We start from the raw sequence: 17,603 nt of genomic DNA on the forward strand, positions 1-17,603 counted from the left end.
GGTCTTCCTGGCTGGAGCGCCGCGCTCGAATACTAATATATCAGCGCGGACGAGGGTGGATGGGGAAGTCGTGCACGGGAACATGGCTTGTCGGGCGAAGTCGCGTTACCGCCGCGCGGCGGGCGGCAAAGGTTGGTCGGTGTGGAACGGCAGCGCCGGCAGGCCGGCGCCGTTGACGAGGTTCGGCTGCGCCGCCTCGTCCCAGCCGAAGCGCACGGCGCGCGGCTGCGCCACCTGCGGGCTGGCGACGGCCACCATGCCGCGCTCGATCGTCGCGGTGGCCGGATACCAGCGGCCGTCCGCGCCGGCCACATCGAACCACGACAGCGCCTTGCCATCGCTGGCGAACAGGCCGTCCGCATGGTCGAACGCCAGCAGCGCGCGCCGGTCCCGCACCTGCATCGCCCGGAACACCGGGCCGTATGGCTCGATGTCGCGGCGGCCATAGGTGCCGGCCAGCGCCAGGTTCGCCAGGCGCTGGCCGACCGTCTTCTTGTCGCGCGGGTGGATGTCGGCAAGGTCGTCGGCCAGGTCCGTCGTCACGACCATGCCGGTGCCGGGGATCGCCAGCGCGGCCGCCTGCGCCTGGCGCAGCCGGGCCGCGCTTTCCGGATCGATGACCTTCGCATGGCGCACCACGTGGTACAGGTGCGGCGCGATCTGCACGTAGTAGAACGGCAGGTCGCGGCCGAACGCGGCGCGCCAGCGCTCGATCAGCGCCGCCATCTTCGGCGCGTAGGCCGCACCGTCGTCGCTGTCGATCACGTTCGATTCGCCCTGGTACCAGATCACGCCCGTCAACGCGAACGGGGCCAGGCCGGCGACCATCGCGTTGTACAGCACCCCGTGCTCCGGTGCGGCTGGCGCCTCGCCCGGCGTCCACAGTTCGATGCGGGTGCCGCCGACGCTGGCGTCGATCAGGCCGATCGGCCGGCCCAGCTCGCGCTGCAGGCGGCGGCCGAAGAAGTAGGCGGCCGCCGAGAATTGCGTGGCCTGCACGGCCTCCGGGCTGCAGCGCACCCACTCGCCGGCCACGTCGTCCGCCGGCCGCGTGGCACGGTTGCGGGCCACCTTGAACAACCGGAGTTCGGGCGCGTCCGCCGCCGCGATCTCGGCGACGTGGTCGAACGTGGGCCGCTCGCCGCGCCGTTCGCCCAGTGGTTTTTGCATGTTCGACTGGCCGGACGCGAGCCACACGTCGCCCAGCAGCACGTCGCCGACGGCGATCTCGTTGGCGGCGCCGCGCACCCGCAGCGTGTCGGCACGCACGGCGCGTAGATCGAGGCGCACCTGCCAGCGGCCGTCCGCGCCGGCGCGCGTGCCGGCGGTGGCATCGCCGAAGCTTACCGACACCGCCTCGCCCGGCGCGGCCCAGCCCCACACGGGCGTGTCAACGGCACGCTGCAGCACCATGTGCTCGGAAAGGATCGCCGGCAGGCGCACCGCCGCCGCGCAGGTTAGCGGGATGAACGACGCGGCGATGAACGACGCAGCGACGAACGACGTGGCGATGGCGGCAAGGAAGGGCAGGCGCATGGGCAGGTCCATAGATGCGGCGATTATCCGGTTCGCCACGGGGCTGTCCAGCGGCCGCGGGCCGGCCGGCGCAAATGCTCACGAAGTTGATCCGGCGTGCCGGGCCCCTCCCGCGGCGGCGCCGCCGTGCGTACAATCGCAGCCATGAGTGAACACAGATTGCCGGGCACGTTCCGGCTGGACCGGTCCAGGAACGCCGCGCTGCAGGTGTACGAACACCTGCGCGAACTGATCGTCACGCTGGCGCTGCCGCCCGGCGCCGTGCTGTCGCGCACCGAGCTGGCCGGCTACTACGACGTGTCGGTGACGCCAGTGCGCGATGCGCTGGCGCGGCTGGACGACGAGAAGCTCGTCGAAGTCTTCCCCCAGCACGCGACGCGGGTGCGCGCGGTCGACCTGGACTCCGCGCGCGAGGCGCATTTCCTGCGCCTGTCCGTCGAGCTGGAACTGGTGCACGGCCTGGCCCAGCGCGCCGACGCCGAGCTGGCGGCCCGGCTGCTGGCCCTCGTCGCAAGCCAGCGCGAGCACCTCGCGGCGGGCGACCTGGCCCGCTTCACGGCGGTCGACATGGACTTTCATCGCACGATGTACGAAGCGGCGCTGCTGACGGGCCTGTGGCAGCGGCTGCGCGAAGGCAGCGGCAACCTGGACCGGCTGCGCCGCCTGCACCTGCCGCTGAACGGCAAGGCCAGGGCGATCCTCGACGAGCACGCGCAGATCGCCCGGGCCATCGCCGACGGCGACCCGGCGCGCGCGCAGGCGTGGGTGCGCAAGCACCTGTCCGGCACGTTGTCCGAACTCGATGCGCTGCGCGCGCGCTACCCGGACTTCGTGCTGCCCGTGCAGTGACGGCGGAGCGCCAACAATCACGAAGTCGAGCGCAAACGCCGCCGGCGTGGCGCTACCATCGGCTGGCCCATCCCACGACAAGGAGACTTCATGAAAGCCTGGTACAGCTTCGCACCCGTCCTGTTCACCGCGGCGGCCGGCCTCGCGTCGCATGCGGCGGCCGCCACGTATTACGTCGCACCGAACGGTAACGACAACGCACCTGGCACCCTGGCCGCGCCATGGAAGACGTTCGCGCAAGCGCAGGCCATCGCCGCGCCCGGCGACACCGTGTACTTCCGCGGCGGCACCTATGCGTACGCGGCGGGACTGAACGCGTGCGCGAGCCGTACTGACACGGTCAACGCGATCACGCTGAACAAGAGCGGCCAGGAAGGCAAGCCGATACGCTACTGGGCCTATCCGGGCGAGAAGCCGCGCTTCGATTTCGCGCGGATGAAGGACGACTGCCGCGTGAAGGCTTTCAACGTGGTGGCCAGCTGGCTGCACCTGAAGGGCCTGGAGATCACGGGCGCGCCGCAGCAGCCGGGCAATACGCTGAACAACGAGTCGTGGGGCGTATGGGTGCGCGGCAGCCACAACGTGTTCGAGGCGCTGGACACGCACCACCACATGGGCCCCGGCTTCTTCCTCGCCGACGGCAACAACAACCTCGTGCTGAACGTGGATTCGCACCACAACTACGATCCGTACAGCCGCAGCGGCGCAGGCCAGAACGCTGACGGCTTCGGCGCCCACATCCGCGCGAATCAGCCAGGCAACGTGTTCCGCGGCTGCCGCGCGTGGTCGAACACGGACGACGGCTTCGACCTGATCAACGCGCAGTCGAGCGTGCTGATCGAGCATTCGTGGGCATGGCTGCACGGCTACCTGCCCGGCACGACGACGCCGATCGCCGCAGGCAACGGCAACGGCTTCAAGATCGGCGGCTTCGGCGGCGCCTGGGCCGCGGACGCGCCGGTGCACGTCACGCGGTTCAATGTCGCGCTCAACAACAAGGTCAACGGCTTCTACGCGAACCACCACCCGGTGGCCAGCCAGTTCCACAACAACACGGCCGTCAACAACCGTACGGGCTTCAACCTGCTGGGCGTGGACGAATCGGGTGCCGCGGTGGCGCGCGGCGTGGCGCGCAACAACCTGGCCTACGGCGGCACGCCGGCCGCCAACGTCGACGGCGCGGACGTGGCCCGCAACAGCTGGAATCTGCCCGTGACGGTGAGCGCCGCCGACTTCCAGAGCGTCGCCACGACGGGCTGGGATGCGCCGCGGCTGCCGGACGGCAGCCTGCCCGAACTGCCGCACTTCCACCTGGCGCAGGGCAGCGACCTGGTCGATGCCGGCGTCGACGTCGGCCTGCCGTACACCGGGGCGGCGCCGGACCTCGGTGCGTTCGAAGGCACGGCGCCGGTGCCGAAGTTCGCCGACGTGACGGCCAGCGTGCACATCGTGCGCACCGGCCTCGTGCTGGACCGCGTCACGCAACGCCAGCAAGGTACCGTGACGTTCACGAACACGGGCATCGAACCGCTGGCCGGCACGCTGTACCTGCGCCTCGATCACGTGACGGATGGCGTGACGCTCGCGAACGAGAGCGGCGCGCAGGGCGGCGCACCCGTGCTGGAACTGCCCGTCACCACGCTGGCGCCGGGCGCAACGGCGACCGTGTCGACGGTGTTCGCCAACCCGGCCGGCAGCACCGTGGCGTACACCCCGAAGCTGTTCGCGGCCACGCCCTGACTGACGCCATCAGATCGCTCGCCATCCCATCGGTCGCCATCCCATCGCGCCATCCCATCGGGTGCGCTCATGCCGCGCGTACGCGCAGCAACGTGGCGACCAGATCGTCCTCGTCGATCGGCTTGGCGATGAAGTCGACCATGCCGGCCACCACGCAGGCGTCGCGCTCTTCCTGCGTGACGCCGGCTGTCATCGCGACGATCGGCACCGTCAGGCGCAACGCGTCGCGGATCGCACGCGCCGCGGCCAGGCCGTCCATTTCCGGCATCTGCACGTCCATCAGCACGGCGTCGTAGCCATCCGGCTGCCGGCCCAGCAGGTCCAGCGCTTCGCGGCCGTTGCCGGCCACGGTGACGGTGGCGCCGGCATAGTCGAGCAGCGCCATCGCCACGGTCTGGTTGATCGGGTTGTCCTCGGCCAGCAGCACGCGCAGGCCCGCTAGCGGCTGCGCCGCGCCCGCATCGCCGGCCGCCTGCGGCGCCGCGCCGGGCCGCCGCACGTCCAGCACCGCGGCATGCAGCGCCGCCCGCGTGGCCGGCGCATGCACGATGGCGGTGGGGAAGGGCAGGAGCACGTCGCTGCCCGTCACGTCGAAGCCGGCAGCGATGCGGATCACGGCAAAGCCGGCGGGCAGATACGCCTGCCGCGCGGCCAGCGCCGCCAGGATGGGGCCGTGCCCGATGCCCGCGCCGACGATCGCCAGCGCATATGGGAGCGCCGCACCGGCGTCAAACAGTGCCGCCACGTGGGCCTCGTCCTGCGCCACGTGCAGGTGCCAGCCCCAATGCGCGCAGGCGTTGACGATGGACGCCGCCAGCGGCCCGTCCGCTTCGCACAGCAGCACCTGCAGGCCGCGGTGCGGCGGCGGCAGCGCGTAGCGGTCCGGCTGGCCCGCCGCCGGCAGCAACGGCACCGCCAGCGTGAACGTGCTGCCGGCGCCCGGCATGCTTTCCAGGGTCAGCGTGCCGCCCATCAGCTGGGCGAGGCTGCGCGCGATCGTCAGCCCCAGGCCGGTGCCGCCGAAGCGGCGCGTCGTCGACGCATCGGCCTGGGCGAACGCCGAGAACAGGCCCTTCTGCTGTTCCGGATCGATGCCGATGCCGGTGTCCCGCACCGCCACGCACAGCGCCGGCGCGCCGTCCGCCAGGGTGCCCGGCGCGAAACGGCATTCGACCGAACCCTGTTCCGTGAACTTCAGCGCATTGCCGATCAGGTTCGTCAGCACCTGTTCGAGCCGCAGCGCATCCGCATTGACCGTCGCGGGCAGCGTGGGCGCCACGTCGACGAGCACGCGCAGCCGCCCGCCGCCGTTGACGGCCATCAGGCGCGCGCAGGCCAGCGCGATGTCGTCCAGCGGCACCGGCTCCGGGTGCAGCGTCGCCTTGCCCGCCTCGATCTTCGAGAAGTCGAGGATGTCGTTCAGCACCGCCAGCAGCGTTTCGCCGGAGCGGCGGATCATCCGTACCAGCTCGTGCTGTTCCTTGTCCAGGCGGCTGCGGTCGAGCAGGGCCGCGATGCCCAGCACCCCGTTCATCGGCGTGCGCAGCTCATGGCTCATGTTGGCGACGAACGCGCTCTTCGCGCGGCTCGCGCTCTGTGCGATCTCCACCGCGCGGCGCAACTGCTCCTCCGCTTCGCGGGCCGCCGTCACGTCGCGCACGATGAACGCGAAGCCCGTCAGCAGTCCGTCGCGCCGCACGGCCGACAGCTGCAGTTCGCCCATGAAGCGGCTGCCGTCCTGGCGCACGAACGCCGTCACGGCCGTGGCGGCGCCCCGTTCCGTGGCCTCGGCCAGCAGCGCGCGGCCGCGCTCCGGTTCGGCCCACAGGTCCAGCGGCCGGCCCACCGTTTCGGCATCCGTATGGCCGAACAGGTTCGTCGCGCCGTCGTTCCACGCCTCGACGCGGCCGGCCACGTCGAGGAAGATGATGGCGTGGCTGCGCACGCTGGCGGTGAACAGCCGGAAGCGTTCCTCGCTCTGGCGCACGGCGCGCTGTTGGTGCTGCAGCTCACGCGTGATCTCCTTGGCGATGGCGACCGCGCGGGCCCGCGTCGACGCCAGGCCGCGAACGATCTCGAACAGCAGGAGGCTGATCAGCGATCCGAGGCCCAGCGTCAGCAGCGGGCTGCGCCGGTCGACGGTGGCTTCGAAGCTGGCGGTGGCCGTGAAATCCAGGCGCCAGCGGTTGCCGGCGGCGTCGATCGTCAGCGTGCGTTGCAGCGCGAGCGGCTTCACGTAGCGGGGCGCCGCGCGGGGCGATGGTGCGCTGTCGTAGATGGGCCGCCCGCCGGCGCCGCCGTGCAGGTCATGGATTCGCAGTGCGAAGGCACTGCCGTTGCCGAGCATGCTGCCGACCATGTCGCCGATGCGGAACGGGCTGTAGACGAAGCCCCGCAATGCCGCCACGCGGCCGGCCGCCGTGCCCAGGTCCGCGCCCTGGCGATACACGGCACGAACATCAGGAAGCCCAGCTGGGCGGGGCGGTCGAGGTCCTGCACGAGCGCCAGCGCCGCCGTGCTGCCGATGCCGCCGTGGGCGATGGCCGGTTCCAGCGCGGCGCGGCGCACCGGGTCGGACAGCAGGTTGAAGCCGATCGCGCGCTCGTTGCGGGCATTGACCGGCGCCAGGTAGGTGGCGACGACGGCCGGCCACGCGGCCGGCTCCGGCCAGATGTGGAAGCCGGGGCGTTCCATCCGCTGGCGCGCCAGGAACGCCGCCCGTTCATGTTCCGGCACCCACGTGGCGTAGCCCAGCCCCAGCGTGCCGGGGAACGCCTGCTCGAGATCGAAATCGCCGACGTACGCGCGCCATTCGGCGGCGCTGACGTCGTCGGAGGCGTCGAAGAACGCCCGCCCGGCCGTCAGCATGCGCCGGTAGTTGCCGATCCGGTAATCCATCTGCTGCCAGGCGTCGTTGACGACGGCGCGGAATTGTTCGACGATGCGCCGCTCCGACCACGCGGCGATGCCGTGCCATGCGGCCACCGTGATCGCCAGGCACAGGGCGAGCGTGACGACGGGCCAGCGCCCCGGCCGGCTGCCGTCCGTATCGCGGAAGTGGCCGGCGGCCGTATTCGTCAGCACCATGCCGGCGATCGCCAGCAGCGCCAGGTACATGTCCAGCGCCAGCAGCGAGTGGAACTGGTCGCGCGTGGCGAACGGCCCGTTGCCGGCCAGCGTGACCCAGACGGCGCCGCCGGCGGCCAGCGCCGCGACGGTCGTGCTGGCGATGGCGCCCTGCGCGAACGCGGCCCACAGCACCGGCACCAGCAGCAGGAACGGCGTCCACGCCGCCCAGGCGGGCGGCGACCAGCGGTAGATGGCGACCGTGGCGACGGCCGCGGCCAGCCACACTGCGCCATGCCCCAGCCAGTGCCGGCGCAGGCGGCGCAGCTCGGGCGCGGCGGTCCACGCGGCCAGCAGCGGCGTCACCAGCAGCATGGCCATCAGGTCGCCGAGCCACCACAGCGTGGCCACCTGCACCAGGTCGGCGGCGGCGACGATGTCGGCGGCCACCAGCGCGATGCCGCCGGCCGCGCCGCTGACGGCGGCAGCCACCGTCACGGCGAGCAGGTAGCCGTACACGACGAGGGGATTGTGGCGCCGCAGCGCGCGGCCGCAGTGGCGGATCAGCCAATACGCCAGGACGACGGCGAGCAGGTTGGCGATCGTGATCGCGCATGCCGCGGCGATCGCTCCCTGCGTCAGCCCGGCGCCGCGCGCCATCAGGTACAGGTTGACCAGCAGGCTGCCGGCCGCGATGGGGATCAGCATCTGCCGGCGCCAGCGCAGCAGGGCGGCCAGCGCGATGCCGGTGGGCAGCCACAGCGGGCTGCTGTTGCCGTTCGGTACCGCCAGCGCCAGGCAGGCCGCGGCGCCCAGCAGGTAGCCGGCCAGGCACAACAGCGCTTTGCCGGCGGCGGCGGCCGTCAGCGGCCCGGTGCGGATTTTCATGTGCGCGTCCCCCTCGCGCCCCGATCATGCCTCAGTTGGGTTGAAGGCGCGGCACGATTCGGCGCGCGTTGCGTGGTTGCGTGGCAACAAAAAATACCTATGAGAACGATTGCGGCGGTATAATCGGGCGACGCGGCAGCGCCCCACGCCCAAGGGCGCGCCGTCCACCTGGCCGATACCCCGCCGGACCCAAACCTGCGCCCGATGGCGCGTTGGAGTTTCCGTGTCCCCGGCCGTTGCCCATTTCGCCAGTTTCAAGTTGAAGGTGTCCGCGCTCGTGATGGCGATGGTGCTGATCGCGGCCATCGCCGTGGGCGGACTGTCGCTGCTGATCGCCGAGGTGCAGATGCAGCGGATGACGGGCGCGCAGGAGCTGTCGGCACTGGCCGGCGCCGCCGCCTACATCGACAACGACCTGCACGCCAAGCAGCAGCTGCTGAAAAGCCTGGCCGAGGAAGCCCAGGTACGCAACCTGGGCCCGGCCGACGTGCAGGCGCTGCTGGAGGCGCATTCCACGCTGCGCGACGAATTCATCAACGTGGCGTCGTACGACGCGCACGGCGATCGCATCGCCAGCCTGCGCAACCGGCAGGACAAGGCGCTCAACGTATCCGGCCGGGCGTACTTCCAGCAGACGCTGGCGGGACGCGAAGGCATGATCTCGGAACCGTTCAAGAGCGGCCTGTCGGGCCGGCCGGCCGTCGCGCTGACGCAGCCGCTGGCCGATGCCAAGGGCGAGATCTACGCCGTGCTGGTGGGCGGCATCGACCTGCTGCGGCCGTCGTTTGCCGCACAGATCGAGGCGCTGCGCAGCATCCCGCAAGGCTATCTGTTCATCGTCAGCGCCGACGGCACCGTCGTGCACCACCCGAACAAGGACCTGATCCTGACCCGCCCGGATCTGGAAGAGCGCCCGGCACTGCATGCGGCGCTGGCCGCGCCGGAGGGCTGGCGCGCCGACCTCGTCGACGACGGCCAGCCCGTGTTCGTCGCCTACAAGCGGCTGCGCCAGGTCGACTGGACGGTGGGCGTGTCGTCGCCGCTGCATGAGGCCTTCGCGCCGATGGCGGCCGTATGGATGAAGGGGATCGCCGCGGCGGCCGTGTTCACGGCGCTGGCCGGCGTGTTCGGCTGGGGTCTCGTGAAGGTGCTGATGGAGCCGCTGGACCGGTTGCAGAAGAGCGTGGAGGCGATCGATTCCGGCGCCACCGACATCGAGGCGCTGGACGTGCAGGACCGCGACGAGTTCGGCCTCCTCAGCCGCGCGCTGTATCGGCTGTCGCGCCACCGCCAGCAGGCCGAGGACGAGCTGCACCGGCTGGCCACGACGGACGTGCTGACGGGGACCTACAACCGCCGCATGTTCGACGACTTCCTGCCGGCGGCGCTGGCCCGTGCCCGCCGCGCCGGCGAGGCGCTGGCCGTCGCGTTCCTCGACGTGGACAGCTTCAAGCACATCAACGACACCTACGGCCACGCGGTCGGCGACGCCGTGCTGGTGGAGTTCGCGCGCCGGCTGCAGGGCGCCGTGCGGCGCACGGACACCGTGGCGCGGCTGGCCGGCGACGAATTCGTCATCGTCTACGAACAGCTGGGCGATGCGGACGAGGCCCACCAGCTGGGCGGCAAGCTGATGGCGGCGATGGAGCGGCCGTTCCAGGCGGGCGGCGCGACGCTGCGCGTGACGGCCAGCGTCGGCATCGCCATCACGCGGCACCACGCCAGCGCGCAGGCCGTGATGCAATCGGCCGACTACGCGCTGTACGGCGTGAAGGCGGCGGGGCGCGACGGCTATGCGGTGAACGTCGTCGGCACCGAGAAACTGGCCTGCGTGCGCGGGCGCGAGCAGGCCAGGGTGCGCCCGCGCGAAGAGGCGGTGCGCGCCTAGCCGCTGGGGCTCAGCGGCGCATGCGCAGCCGCGCGATGGCCGCCAGCGGCTTCTTCAGCGCGCGTACATCCGCACCCGTGCCGGCGCGCAGGTAGCCGCGCGCGTACGCGGCCTGGCGCGCCAGCTCGCCGTTCCCATGCTGCAGTTCCGGCAGCAGCCGCTCCGCCACGGCCACGTCGTTCATCAGCCCCAGCTGGTCCTGCAGCGCGGACAGGTTGGCGACATAGCGCTTGACGCTTTGTTTCGGCAGCAGGTCGCGGAAGAATTCCGCCGCATAGCGCGCCTTCTTCGCGGCGATGCGCACGCGATGGCGGGCCGGCGCATCGTCCGGATCGAGCTTGCCTATCCGTTGCGCAAGCCGCTTTTCCGCCTTGCGCAGCAGCGGCTGCGCGCCATCCGCGGCACTGGCCGTGAGCGCGCGTTGCGGAATGCCGTCCGCGCGCCACTGGCGCCCCTGCAGCCACGCGTTCAGGCGCAGCATCAGCTCGGTGAAGCGCGGCACGTGCAGCGTGTCCAGCATGTGCTTGTGCAGCCGGGCCGCCTTGGCGCGGGCGGCGTCGCGCAGCGCCGCCGTGTCGTTGCCGTCGATGCGGTCCAGCGTCGACGCGGCCAGCACGTCCCAGTCGCGCGTCGCGCCCAGTTCGCCCGCCAGCCATTCCAGGCCGTCGGCGATGTCGGCCGGCGGCACAGTCAGCTCCTCGAACATGTCCAGCAGCGCGCGCAGGCGGCGCAGGCCCACCCGCATCTGGTGCAGGCTCTCCACGTCGCGCGCCAGCACGCCGGTCACGTTGGCCTCCATCTGGCGCAGGCAGTTCAGGCCGATGCACTGGAACGCATCTTCCAATGACATCGATTTCTTCAGCCGCACCCGCGCGGCCTTGATGGCCTGCGGCGTGGCCGGCTCGGACAGCGCGTAGCCGCGCGCGGCCTTGCTGTCGTTGGCCATCCGCAGCGGCACGTCGTGGTGCAGCGCGAGCGCCAGGTCGAACAGCTGCGCGGGCGAGCCGCTTTTCAATTCCAGTTCCAGCTCCGCGATCGGGGTGTGTCGCTCGCCGCTGGCGATGTCGCCCGCATCGAGCGCGCACTCGACCTGTTCGCCGTCCGGCAGGCGGATGTCCCACGTGGTGCGCTGCGTGGTGTTGCGGAACACGGGCTGCAGCCGCGTCGCGATGTCGTCGGACGTGAGCGGCGCGGCCACCCGGGCCGGCTTGATCTGGCGTGCCAGCAGCGCCGGCTGCGGCGTCGCGTCGGGCAGCTCGCATTCCCATTCGCCGCGGCGATGCAGGCCGGGCGACGGGCCGTCGGCCGTCTTCACGGTCTGGATGAAGGTGCCGTCCTGCTCGCGCACGCGCAGGGTCAGGCCGTGCTTCCACAGTGCGTGTTCGGGCGTGTCGTAATAGGTGTCCGTGCGGCGGTGTTCGGTAGGGGCGCCCACCGCATGCTCGGCCAGGACCGGGTGCTGGCGCATGCGCTCGATGTCCGTCGGCGGGACTTGCAGTTTCAATTCGGTTTCCATGGTGTGCCTGGTTAGCTGAATGGTTAGCGATTCGGTTAGCGGATTGGTCACTATACGCCCGCGGCCGCGGCTTTTCGGTGGGCCAGGCCACTTAGCGGGCGACGCGAGTTTAAGCGCGGCTGACAAAACCTCTCGACATACCGCCAACAGATGAGCGAGCAGGCAAGCGACAGGAACGCCGGGTGCAGACGACCCAACGCCGTCGCCCAGGCCTTTCGCGCGACTCCACGCCATAGCGTGCGATCCGGGCTGCGATGCCCGGCAGCGACCAGGCCCGCTAGACTCTCGGTCTTTGGAAAAAGAGCGCGAGCCGCAACCTTACCTTGCGGCGAGACGATCCGTCATATTGGTTTGTCACGAAGTTCTGGTTCATCACACTGGGCCGCGCCAACGGCCGGTGCGTCGGCCGGACTGCGGTGCCAGTTGGCTGGCGCGACCACATGCGGCGTGGCGGGCTGCTCCGTGAAGTGTGGCGACATGATCTGCACGCCATGCAGGTTGAAGCCGTCGACTATGTTCTGGTGCAGGTGGGTCAGCACGTGGGCGCGATCGCGTGGCGACGCGCAGGCCGCATAAGCGATCAGCTTGTATTCGATGTAGAAGTCCGTCAGCGCCGTCAGCGCCACGATCGGCGCCGGATCGGCGGCAATGCCGGGCGTGGCGGCCGCCGCGCCTTTGAGCAGCGCGTGCACTTGGCGCCATGGAGTGTCGTACCCGATCGTCACGCTGGTATCGAGCATGTAGCCAGTGCCCGGCCTGGCGCGCGAGAAATTGCACACAGTGTTGCCCAAGATAAAAGCGTTGGGCAGCGCGATCTCCTCGCCGAATCCGGTGCGTAGCCGTGTCGCGAACATGCCGACTTCGGACACCGTGCCCTCGGCTGCGCCGATTCGCACGTATTCGCCCTTGCGAAGCGAGCGCGTGTAGATCAGGATCAGGCCCGAGGCCGCCTGAGCCACGACGCTCGACGCGCCTATCGAGACCATCAGGCCGGCCAGAACGCTGACGCCCTGGAACGCGGCCGTGTGCGAACCCGGAAGGTAAGGATAGGCCATCGCCAGCGCGAACAGGCCGATCATGATATTGACGATCCGGCGCGTCGGCGGGGCCGTTTCCTGATCAAGCCAGCCGCCTTGCACTTCGCCGCTTTCGACTCGCCGGAAGATCGAGGTGGCGGTGGCCATCGCCAGCCGCGCCACGACGGTGATCAACGCGACCAACAGCAGGCCCGGCAGTGCATTTGCGGCGGCGTGCGCCGCCTCCGCGGCAGTCCCCAGCAGATGGGTGCCGAGGCGCTCGCCCCAGCCTCGCGTGTAGGGAACTTGCGCCAGCACGAACGCGCCCCAAACAAAGGTAAACAGCAGGCGCAGTGCCCAGGCCACCATTACGGTGATAAGCAGCGCGAAAGGAACATACTGCTCGGCGTCCAGCAGCCGTGCGTACCGGGATCGGACCCGCTTCATGCGGACGCCCAGCAGCAGGGCGCAACGTTCCCGCATCGAACGTTGGGCCAGCGACACCATATGCAATAGGCCTCCGTAGACCGCTGTCGCCAGCAGGCAAAATGCGCCAGCGATAGCGAGATGACGCACACTGCTCCGGTCTCGCCGGTCCTGCAGCGCCTGCGCCAGGCGGCGCGCACTCTCGCTGGCCACCTCGTCGGTCGTGTCGCCGGCGAGCGCGTTGACGTCGCCCGGCGTGACGAGGAACAGCGCCTGGCCTGCGAGCAATACCTGCGTGCCCTCGGCGATCGGCCGGGTGGCGGCGCGTTGCTCCCCAGGCTTGGCCAAGGCCTTCTCCAGGCGCCGCTCCGCGGCGTCGGCACGCTCCTGGGCAGTGTAGCCCGCCAGCGGCGCGCGAAATACCATCACGGTGCGATTTGCAACTACCAGCTCGGCAGTTTGAGCCGAGGTCGGCATGGCGGTCGCGGCATGGACCGCGGCCGGGAAGAGCGAGCCAGACAGCATAACGCAGTACAGCAGCATTAACACGTGAACCCGGATGGCGGAATCGGTGCGCATGGCTTGGCTGGACTGGAAATCCGTGAGTGATGACTTTACCTGGATACGCTGGATTGTGGAGACAGGCAACGGCCGGCGCAACGATGTTGCGCGCGTAAAACAGAAACGGTTGCACTGCTGACGTCCTCAGCTCGTCTGTGTGCTCCCCGGTAGCGTTCGTGGTCAGTGTACCCGGCTGTTGTCTCAAGAACAACCGGGGCATTAGCTCACCTCACCGTGCGAGATCGTGCAACAACGTGTTAATGCGTGTATTATCGTGCACGAAAACATTGACGAAAGGACCACGATGAAACCGCTGACCATCCTGATCGCCGGCCCGTACCGCAGTGGCACCGGTGGCGACCCGGCGCGCGTCGCGCGCAATCTGCAGGCGTTGGAAGAAGCCGCATGGCAGGTCTATCGAAAGGGCCACGTGCCGCTGATCGGCGAGTGGATCGCGCTGCCGCTGGCGGCGCGCGCCGCGCTGGCACTCGATGCGCACGACGTGCCGTCCGAGTTCCTGTACGGCGTCGCGCACCGCGTGCTGGCGCAATGCGACGGCGTGTACCGGATCCCCGGCGATTCGCGCGGGGCGGATGGCGACGTGGCCAAGGCGCGGGCGCTGGGGCTGCCTTGCTGGAGCAGCCTGGAGGAAGTGCCAGCCGTGGCGTAGCTTAGCGCAGGCGCGGCTCAGCGCAGGTTGTGGCAGCGGGGCGGTCAGCGCCGCCGTGCCGGCTTGCGCTCGTCCATCCCCGCCTCGTCGATGTCGGTGGAACTGGTGCGCGAGCGCTGGTACTGCACGTCCGCCGCATCGTCGGGCAGCGGCGGCCCCACGTATGTGACGGCCACGTCGGCCAGCGCGCTGGCGCGGTCGGCGCCGAAGCCGTCCAGTGCCGTCAGCTTCAGCCAGCGCGCCGTGACCGGAGCCTGGAAGCGCACCGTCTGCGGCGCGAACGTCGAGCCGAGCGTGGCGTCGGTGACGTCGTGCCACGTGGCGCCATCGTCGCCAACCTGGATGCGCCACGTGCGCACGTCGCCTTCATGGTCGCGGTGGTTCTGGCGCGGCATCAGCACAAGGCCGTCGAACGCCGCCGGCGCGGCAAACGCGATCGTCAGCGCCGGCTGGCCGCGTGGCGCATCGCCTTGCGGCGCCACCAGCGCATACGTGTTCGGGTCGCCGTCGACCGTATTGGCGGCGTCCGGCCAGCCGGACGCCTGGGCGCCGAGTTTCGCCATCACGCGCGTATCGAACAAGCTGGCACGCAGCGCGGCCGGCGCGATCGCGACGGCCGGCGCGAATCGCTCGCTCGCCATGTAGTCGAGCACCGACTTGCGCAGCTGCCGCGCGACGACGCGCTCGTCGAGCCGGCTTTCCAGGTCCGCCGTGGACACCATCAGCCGGCCCGGGCCGACCCGCGCTTCGAACAGCAAGCTTAGTTTGTAGTTGCGGTTCCAGTCGTCGATCGGCTGCACGATCGGCTGCAGCGCGGCCGGCAGGTGCCGCAGGTTCAGCGCCCGCGCCTGCGCGGCCAGCTCGGCCCATTGCCAGTCGTAGTGGTCGTCCGTCGGAAAGCCGGCGAGGGCAGGGTGGTCCCGTGCGATCCACAGCCCCAGCATGCGGCTCCAGGCCGGGTTCATCAACCGGTTCCAGAACACGGGCACGTCGTCCAGCGGCGGGGACGTCCAGCCCAGGTCCGCCTTGCGGGGCAGGTACAGCACCTTGCCGCCCGACGCCAGGCGCGCCTCGGCGTCGGGCCACGAATGCGTGACGAACACGCCGGCCGGCACCGGTGTCGCAACCTGCGCCGGATAGACCCAGAAGTTCCAGTCGTTTTCGGCCTGCGTCCCGGCCACGCCCACCACCAATCGGTAGCGCGCCGGTGCGCGGAGCCCGGCCAGCGGCAAGGTTACGCGGCCGAGCGGCGTGTTGGTGCCCAGGGCGACGTCGGTGGGCGCGAAGTCGCCCTGGGCGACGGTGACAGCGGCCGTGTCGACGATCTTCCACCAGGACCGCGCACCCGGTAGCGCGGCGCGGCCATAGTGGGCCACTTCGACGGGCACATCCAGCGTGTCCGCGCTGGTCAGCACAAGCCGTGTCATGCGCGCCAGCGGCACCGTCTCGCCATTGAAACGCCGGAACTGCTCCGGCGTCGCATAGCCTTTGCTCTCCCAGAATGGGTCGAGCAGGCCGACCAGTGCCGTGCCCTGGCCCAGGTAGTCGTGCAGGTCCAGCAGCTGGTAGCCGCTCATGCCGCGCGTGCGCAGCACGGCTTCGATCTCTTCCTTGTAGCACGCCAGCTGCCAGCGGCCCGAAGCGAGCGCGAAGTCGCGGTTCTTCTCCAGCACGCCGTGGGCGCGCGCGGAGTCGCGGAAGATCTCGTAATTAGCCGGCTGCACATACCCGGTGAATTTGTCGATCACGGCGAAGTCGGGGTAGGCCACCCACTGGCCCGTCTCGTGCCCCAGCACGGGCACGTCGATGCCTTCCAGCGCGGCGCTGTAGTCGCGCCCGAACCAGCCGGCCTTGTTGCGCAGCGGCTTCGGGCCGATGCGGGATGCGGCCAGGTAGTCGACGCCCTGGTCGATGTCCGGCACCACCTTGTCGGTATAGCCGGTATTGGTCGTGTACAGCCGGCGCGGATCAAGCTGCCGGAAGTGCGCGACCCATTTGCCCAGCGCTTCCTTCCACTTGCCCTTCGGTTCGTTGCTGGGGCTGAGCAGCAGGAACGACGGGTGGTTGCCGTAGGCGCGGATCAGCCGCTCGGTTTCCTCGTACAGCATCGCCTCCATCGCCGTGCCGGGCGAGATGGTGTTCCACATGCCCGGTTCCGGCTGCAGGTAGATGCCCACCTCGTCGGCCGCCTGGAACGCGGCCTCCGGCGGCGTGAACGAGTGGAAGCGCACGTGGTTGATGCCCCATGCTTTGTTGATCGCGAAGATCTTCTTCCAGTACGCCACGTCCGTCGGCGGATAGCCCGTCAGCGGGAAGTCGCCGCCGTGGTGTGTACCGCGCAGGAATGCCGGGCGGCCGTTGATCAGCATTTGCGTCCCGCGCGCGGCGATGTTGACGAAGCCGAAGCGCACCTGCCGAGTATCCGCGGCGCCCGGGCCGGTCAGGCGCAGGTCGAGCGTCTGCAGCGCGGGGTGCCATTCGTCCCACTGCGCCGTGTCGGGCGGGAAGGGCACCGTGAATTCGGCGCTGCCGCCTTGCGCCGTCCACGCGACGGGCACGCGCATGCCGTTCGCCTGCACGGTGCCGCGGCCGGCCTTGCCGCCGGCATTACCAATCGCGAGGCGCACGCGCACCGTGCGCGCGGCGGCATCGGGATAGACCTGCGCGTCGTCGATGTGGACGGGCGACGTGGCCTGCAATCGCAACTGCCCGACGATGCCGTTCCAGCTCATGCCCAGCGAATCGGACACGCTGTGCGCATCGGGCCGGTACGGCAGCAGCATGCGGTTGTCGACCCGCACGGCGATGCGGTGGCGGCCGGGCGGCAGCAGGCCAAGGTCGTACGCATGCTCGGCAACGAGGCTGCGCTGCGTGCCGATCTCGCGGCCGTCGACCCACAGCGTCGAACCCCAGCGCGGGCGTTCCAAGCGCAGCACGACACGCTTGCCGCGCCATGCGCCCGGCACCGTTACGTCGCGCTGGTACCAGGCGGCGCCCAGGTAGTGGCGGGGCGGTTGCGCGAGGAACGGCACCTTCACGTTGCCCGGCCGGGCGTAGTCGCGATAGTCGTCCCGCTGGTGCCATGCCTTGTCGTACAGCGACAGCACCCACGGCGTGTCCTGCGCGATCGCATCGCCATAGCCCTGCGCATTCAGGATGCCCGGCAGGGCGATGTGCTCGGACAGCGGCGCCGTGAACCAGCGCTGCGCGACGCCTTCGTCGCGGCGGTCGAGCGCGAAGCGCCAGGGGCCGGCCAGGTCGAGCGTGAACTTGTCGCCGGCGGCATCGGCCGGCGCGGCGCACAGGGTGGCAATGCACAGCGCCAGGCGGCACAAGGAGCGGAACAGGGCGCGAAAGGAGATGGTTGGCATCGCGGCATTATGCCGGCGCATGCCGCGAGGGGGCGGCGGCGCGGCGAACCGCTCAACAAGATGAGCGGGGAGGGTA

10 protein-coding genes are annotated in these 17,603 nt (G+C 70.3%); 4 read left to right on the forward strand and 6 right to left on the reverse strand.

All coding sequences use genetic code 11. The annotated features are described in order from the left end of the window. Positions 1–105: 105 nt before the first annotated feature. Positions 106–1,536, reverse strand: a complete 1,431-nt coding sequence (locus tag IP92_RS24100) for a sialate O-acetylesterase (RefSeq protein WP_145880058.1) — start codon at positions 1,534–1,536, stop codon at positions 106–108. Positions 1,537–1,680: 144 nt separating this feature from the next. Here IP92_RS24100 and IP92_RS24105 point away from each other — a divergent pair, with 144 nt between their 5' ends. Together IP92_RS24105 and IP92_RS24110 are read left to right on the forward strand one after the other, a co-directional pair. Continuing rightward, on the forward strand, positions 1,681–2,385 hold the full coding sequence (locus tag IP92_RS24105; RefSeq protein ID WP_145880060.1) for a GntR family transcriptional regulator: 705 nt from the start codon (positions 1,681–1,683) through the stop codon (positions 2,383–2,385). Positions 2,386–2,475: 90 nt separating this feature from the next. Then, positions 2,476–4,125, forward strand: coding sequence for a right-handed parallel beta-helix repeat-containing protein (locus tag IP92_RS24110; RefSeq protein ID WP_145880061.1), 1,650 nt, complete (start codon positions 2,476–2,478; stop codon positions 4,123–4,125). Positions 4,126–4,192: 67 nt separating this feature from the next. Here IP92_RS24110 and IP92_RS24115 read toward each other — a convergent pair whose 3' ends face one another. Continuing rightward, positions 4,193–6,472 (reverse strand): PAS domain-containing hybrid sensor histidine kinase/response regulator, encoded by a 2,280-nt coding sequence (locus tag IP92_RS24115; protein WP_371860975.1) that lies wholly within the window; start codon positions 6,470–6,472, stop codon positions 4,193–4,195. Continuing rightward, a complete protein-coding gene (locus IP92_RS30595; protein ID WP_145880065.1) occupies positions 6,358–8,079 on the reverse strand; it encodes a CHASE domain-containing protein in 1,722 nt (573 codons plus the stop codon). The genes IP92_RS24115 and IP92_RS30595 overlap by 115 nt, the downstream gene beginning before the upstream one ends. Before the next feature lie 223 nt (positions 8,080–8,302). On the opposite strand from IP92_RS30595, the gene IP92_RS24125 reads away from it, so the two are divergent. After that, positions 8,303–9,967, forward strand: a complete 1,665-nt coding sequence (locus IP92_RS24125; protein ID WP_229418945.1) for a sensor domain-containing diguanylate cyclase — start codon at positions 8,303–8,305, stop codon at positions 9,965–9,967. Between the two features lie 10 nt (positions 9,968–9,977). Here the strand turns inward: IP92_RS24125 and IP92_RS24130 are convergent, their stop codons facing one another. Both IP92_RS24130 and IP92_RS24135 read right to left on the reverse strand, forming a co-directional pair. Next, positions 9,978–11,471: a CYTH and CHAD domain-containing protein gene (locus IP92_RS24130; RefSeq protein ID WP_158206863.1), complete on the reverse strand. Its 1,494-nt coding sequence runs from the start codon at positions 11,469–11,471 to the stop codon at positions 9,978–9,980. Positions 11,472–11,824: 353 nt separating this feature from the next. Continuing rightward, on the reverse strand, positions 11,825–13,504 hold the full coding sequence (locus IP92_RS24135) for a mechanosensitive ion channel family protein (protein WP_145880069.1): 1,680 nt from the start codon (positions 13,502–13,504) through the stop codon (positions 11,825–11,827). Between the two features lie 286 nt (positions 13,505–13,790). On the opposite strand from IP92_RS24135, the gene IP92_RS24140 reads away from it, so the two are divergent. Beyond that, positions 13,791–14,156 (forward strand): DUF4406 domain-containing protein, encoded by a 366-nt coding sequence (locus tag IP92_RS24140; RefSeq protein ID WP_145880071.1) that lies wholly within the window; start codon positions 13,791–13,793, stop codon positions 14,154–14,156. Between the two features lie 44 nt (positions 14,157–14,200). Here IP92_RS24140 and IP92_RS24145 read toward each other — a convergent pair whose 3' ends face one another. Next, entirely contained in the window at positions 14,201–17,527 is a 3,327-nt protein-coding gene (locus IP92_RS24145) for a DUF8487 domain-containing protein (RefSeq protein ID WP_158206864.1), read from the reverse strand. Between the last annotated feature and the right edge of the window lie 76 nt (positions 17,528–17,603).

Source organism: Pseudoduganella flava (assembly GCF_007830495.1).
Classification (GTDB): domain Bacteria; phylum Pseudomonadota; class Gammaproteobacteria; order Burkholderiales; family Burkholderiaceae_D; genus Rugamonas; species Rugamonas flava.

What these genes read in the sequence shown, in the direction of transcription:
- IP92_RS24100 (WP_145880058.1), bottom strand. Translation starts at nt 1,536, where the DNA reads ATGCGCCTGCCCTTCCTTGCCGCCATCGCCACGTCGTTCGTCGCTGCG.
- IP92_RS24105 (WP_145880060.1), top strand. Translation starts at nt 1,681, where the DNA reads ATGAGTGAACACAGATTGCCGGGCACGTTCCGGCTGGACCGGTCCAGG.
- IP92_RS24110 (WP_145880061.1), top strand. Translation starts at nt 2,476, where the DNA reads ATGAAAGCCTGGTACAGCTTCGCACCCGTCCTGTTCACCGCGGCGGCC.
- IP92_RS24115 (WP_371860975.1), bottom strand. Translation starts at nt 6,472, where the DNA reads ATGCTCGGCAACGGCAGTGCCTTCGCACTGCGAATCCATGACCTGCAC.
- IP92_RS30595 (WP_145880065.1), bottom strand. Translation starts at nt 8,079, where the DNA reads ATGAAAATCCGCACCGGGCCGCTGACGGCCGCCGCCGCCGGCAAAGCG.
- IP92_RS24135 (WP_145880069.1), bottom strand. Translation starts at nt 13,504, where the DNA reads ATGCGCACCGATTCCGCCATCCGGGTTCACGTGTTAATGCTGCTGTAC.
- IP92_RS24140 (WP_145880071.1), top strand. Translation starts at nt 13,791, where the DNA reads ATGAAACCGCTGACCATCCTGATCGCCGGCCCGTACCGCAGTGGCACC.
- IP92_RS24145 (WP_158206864.1), bottom strand. Translation starts at nt 17,527, where the DNA reads ATGCCAACCATCTCCTTTCGCGCCCTGTTCCGCTCCTTGTGCCGCCTG.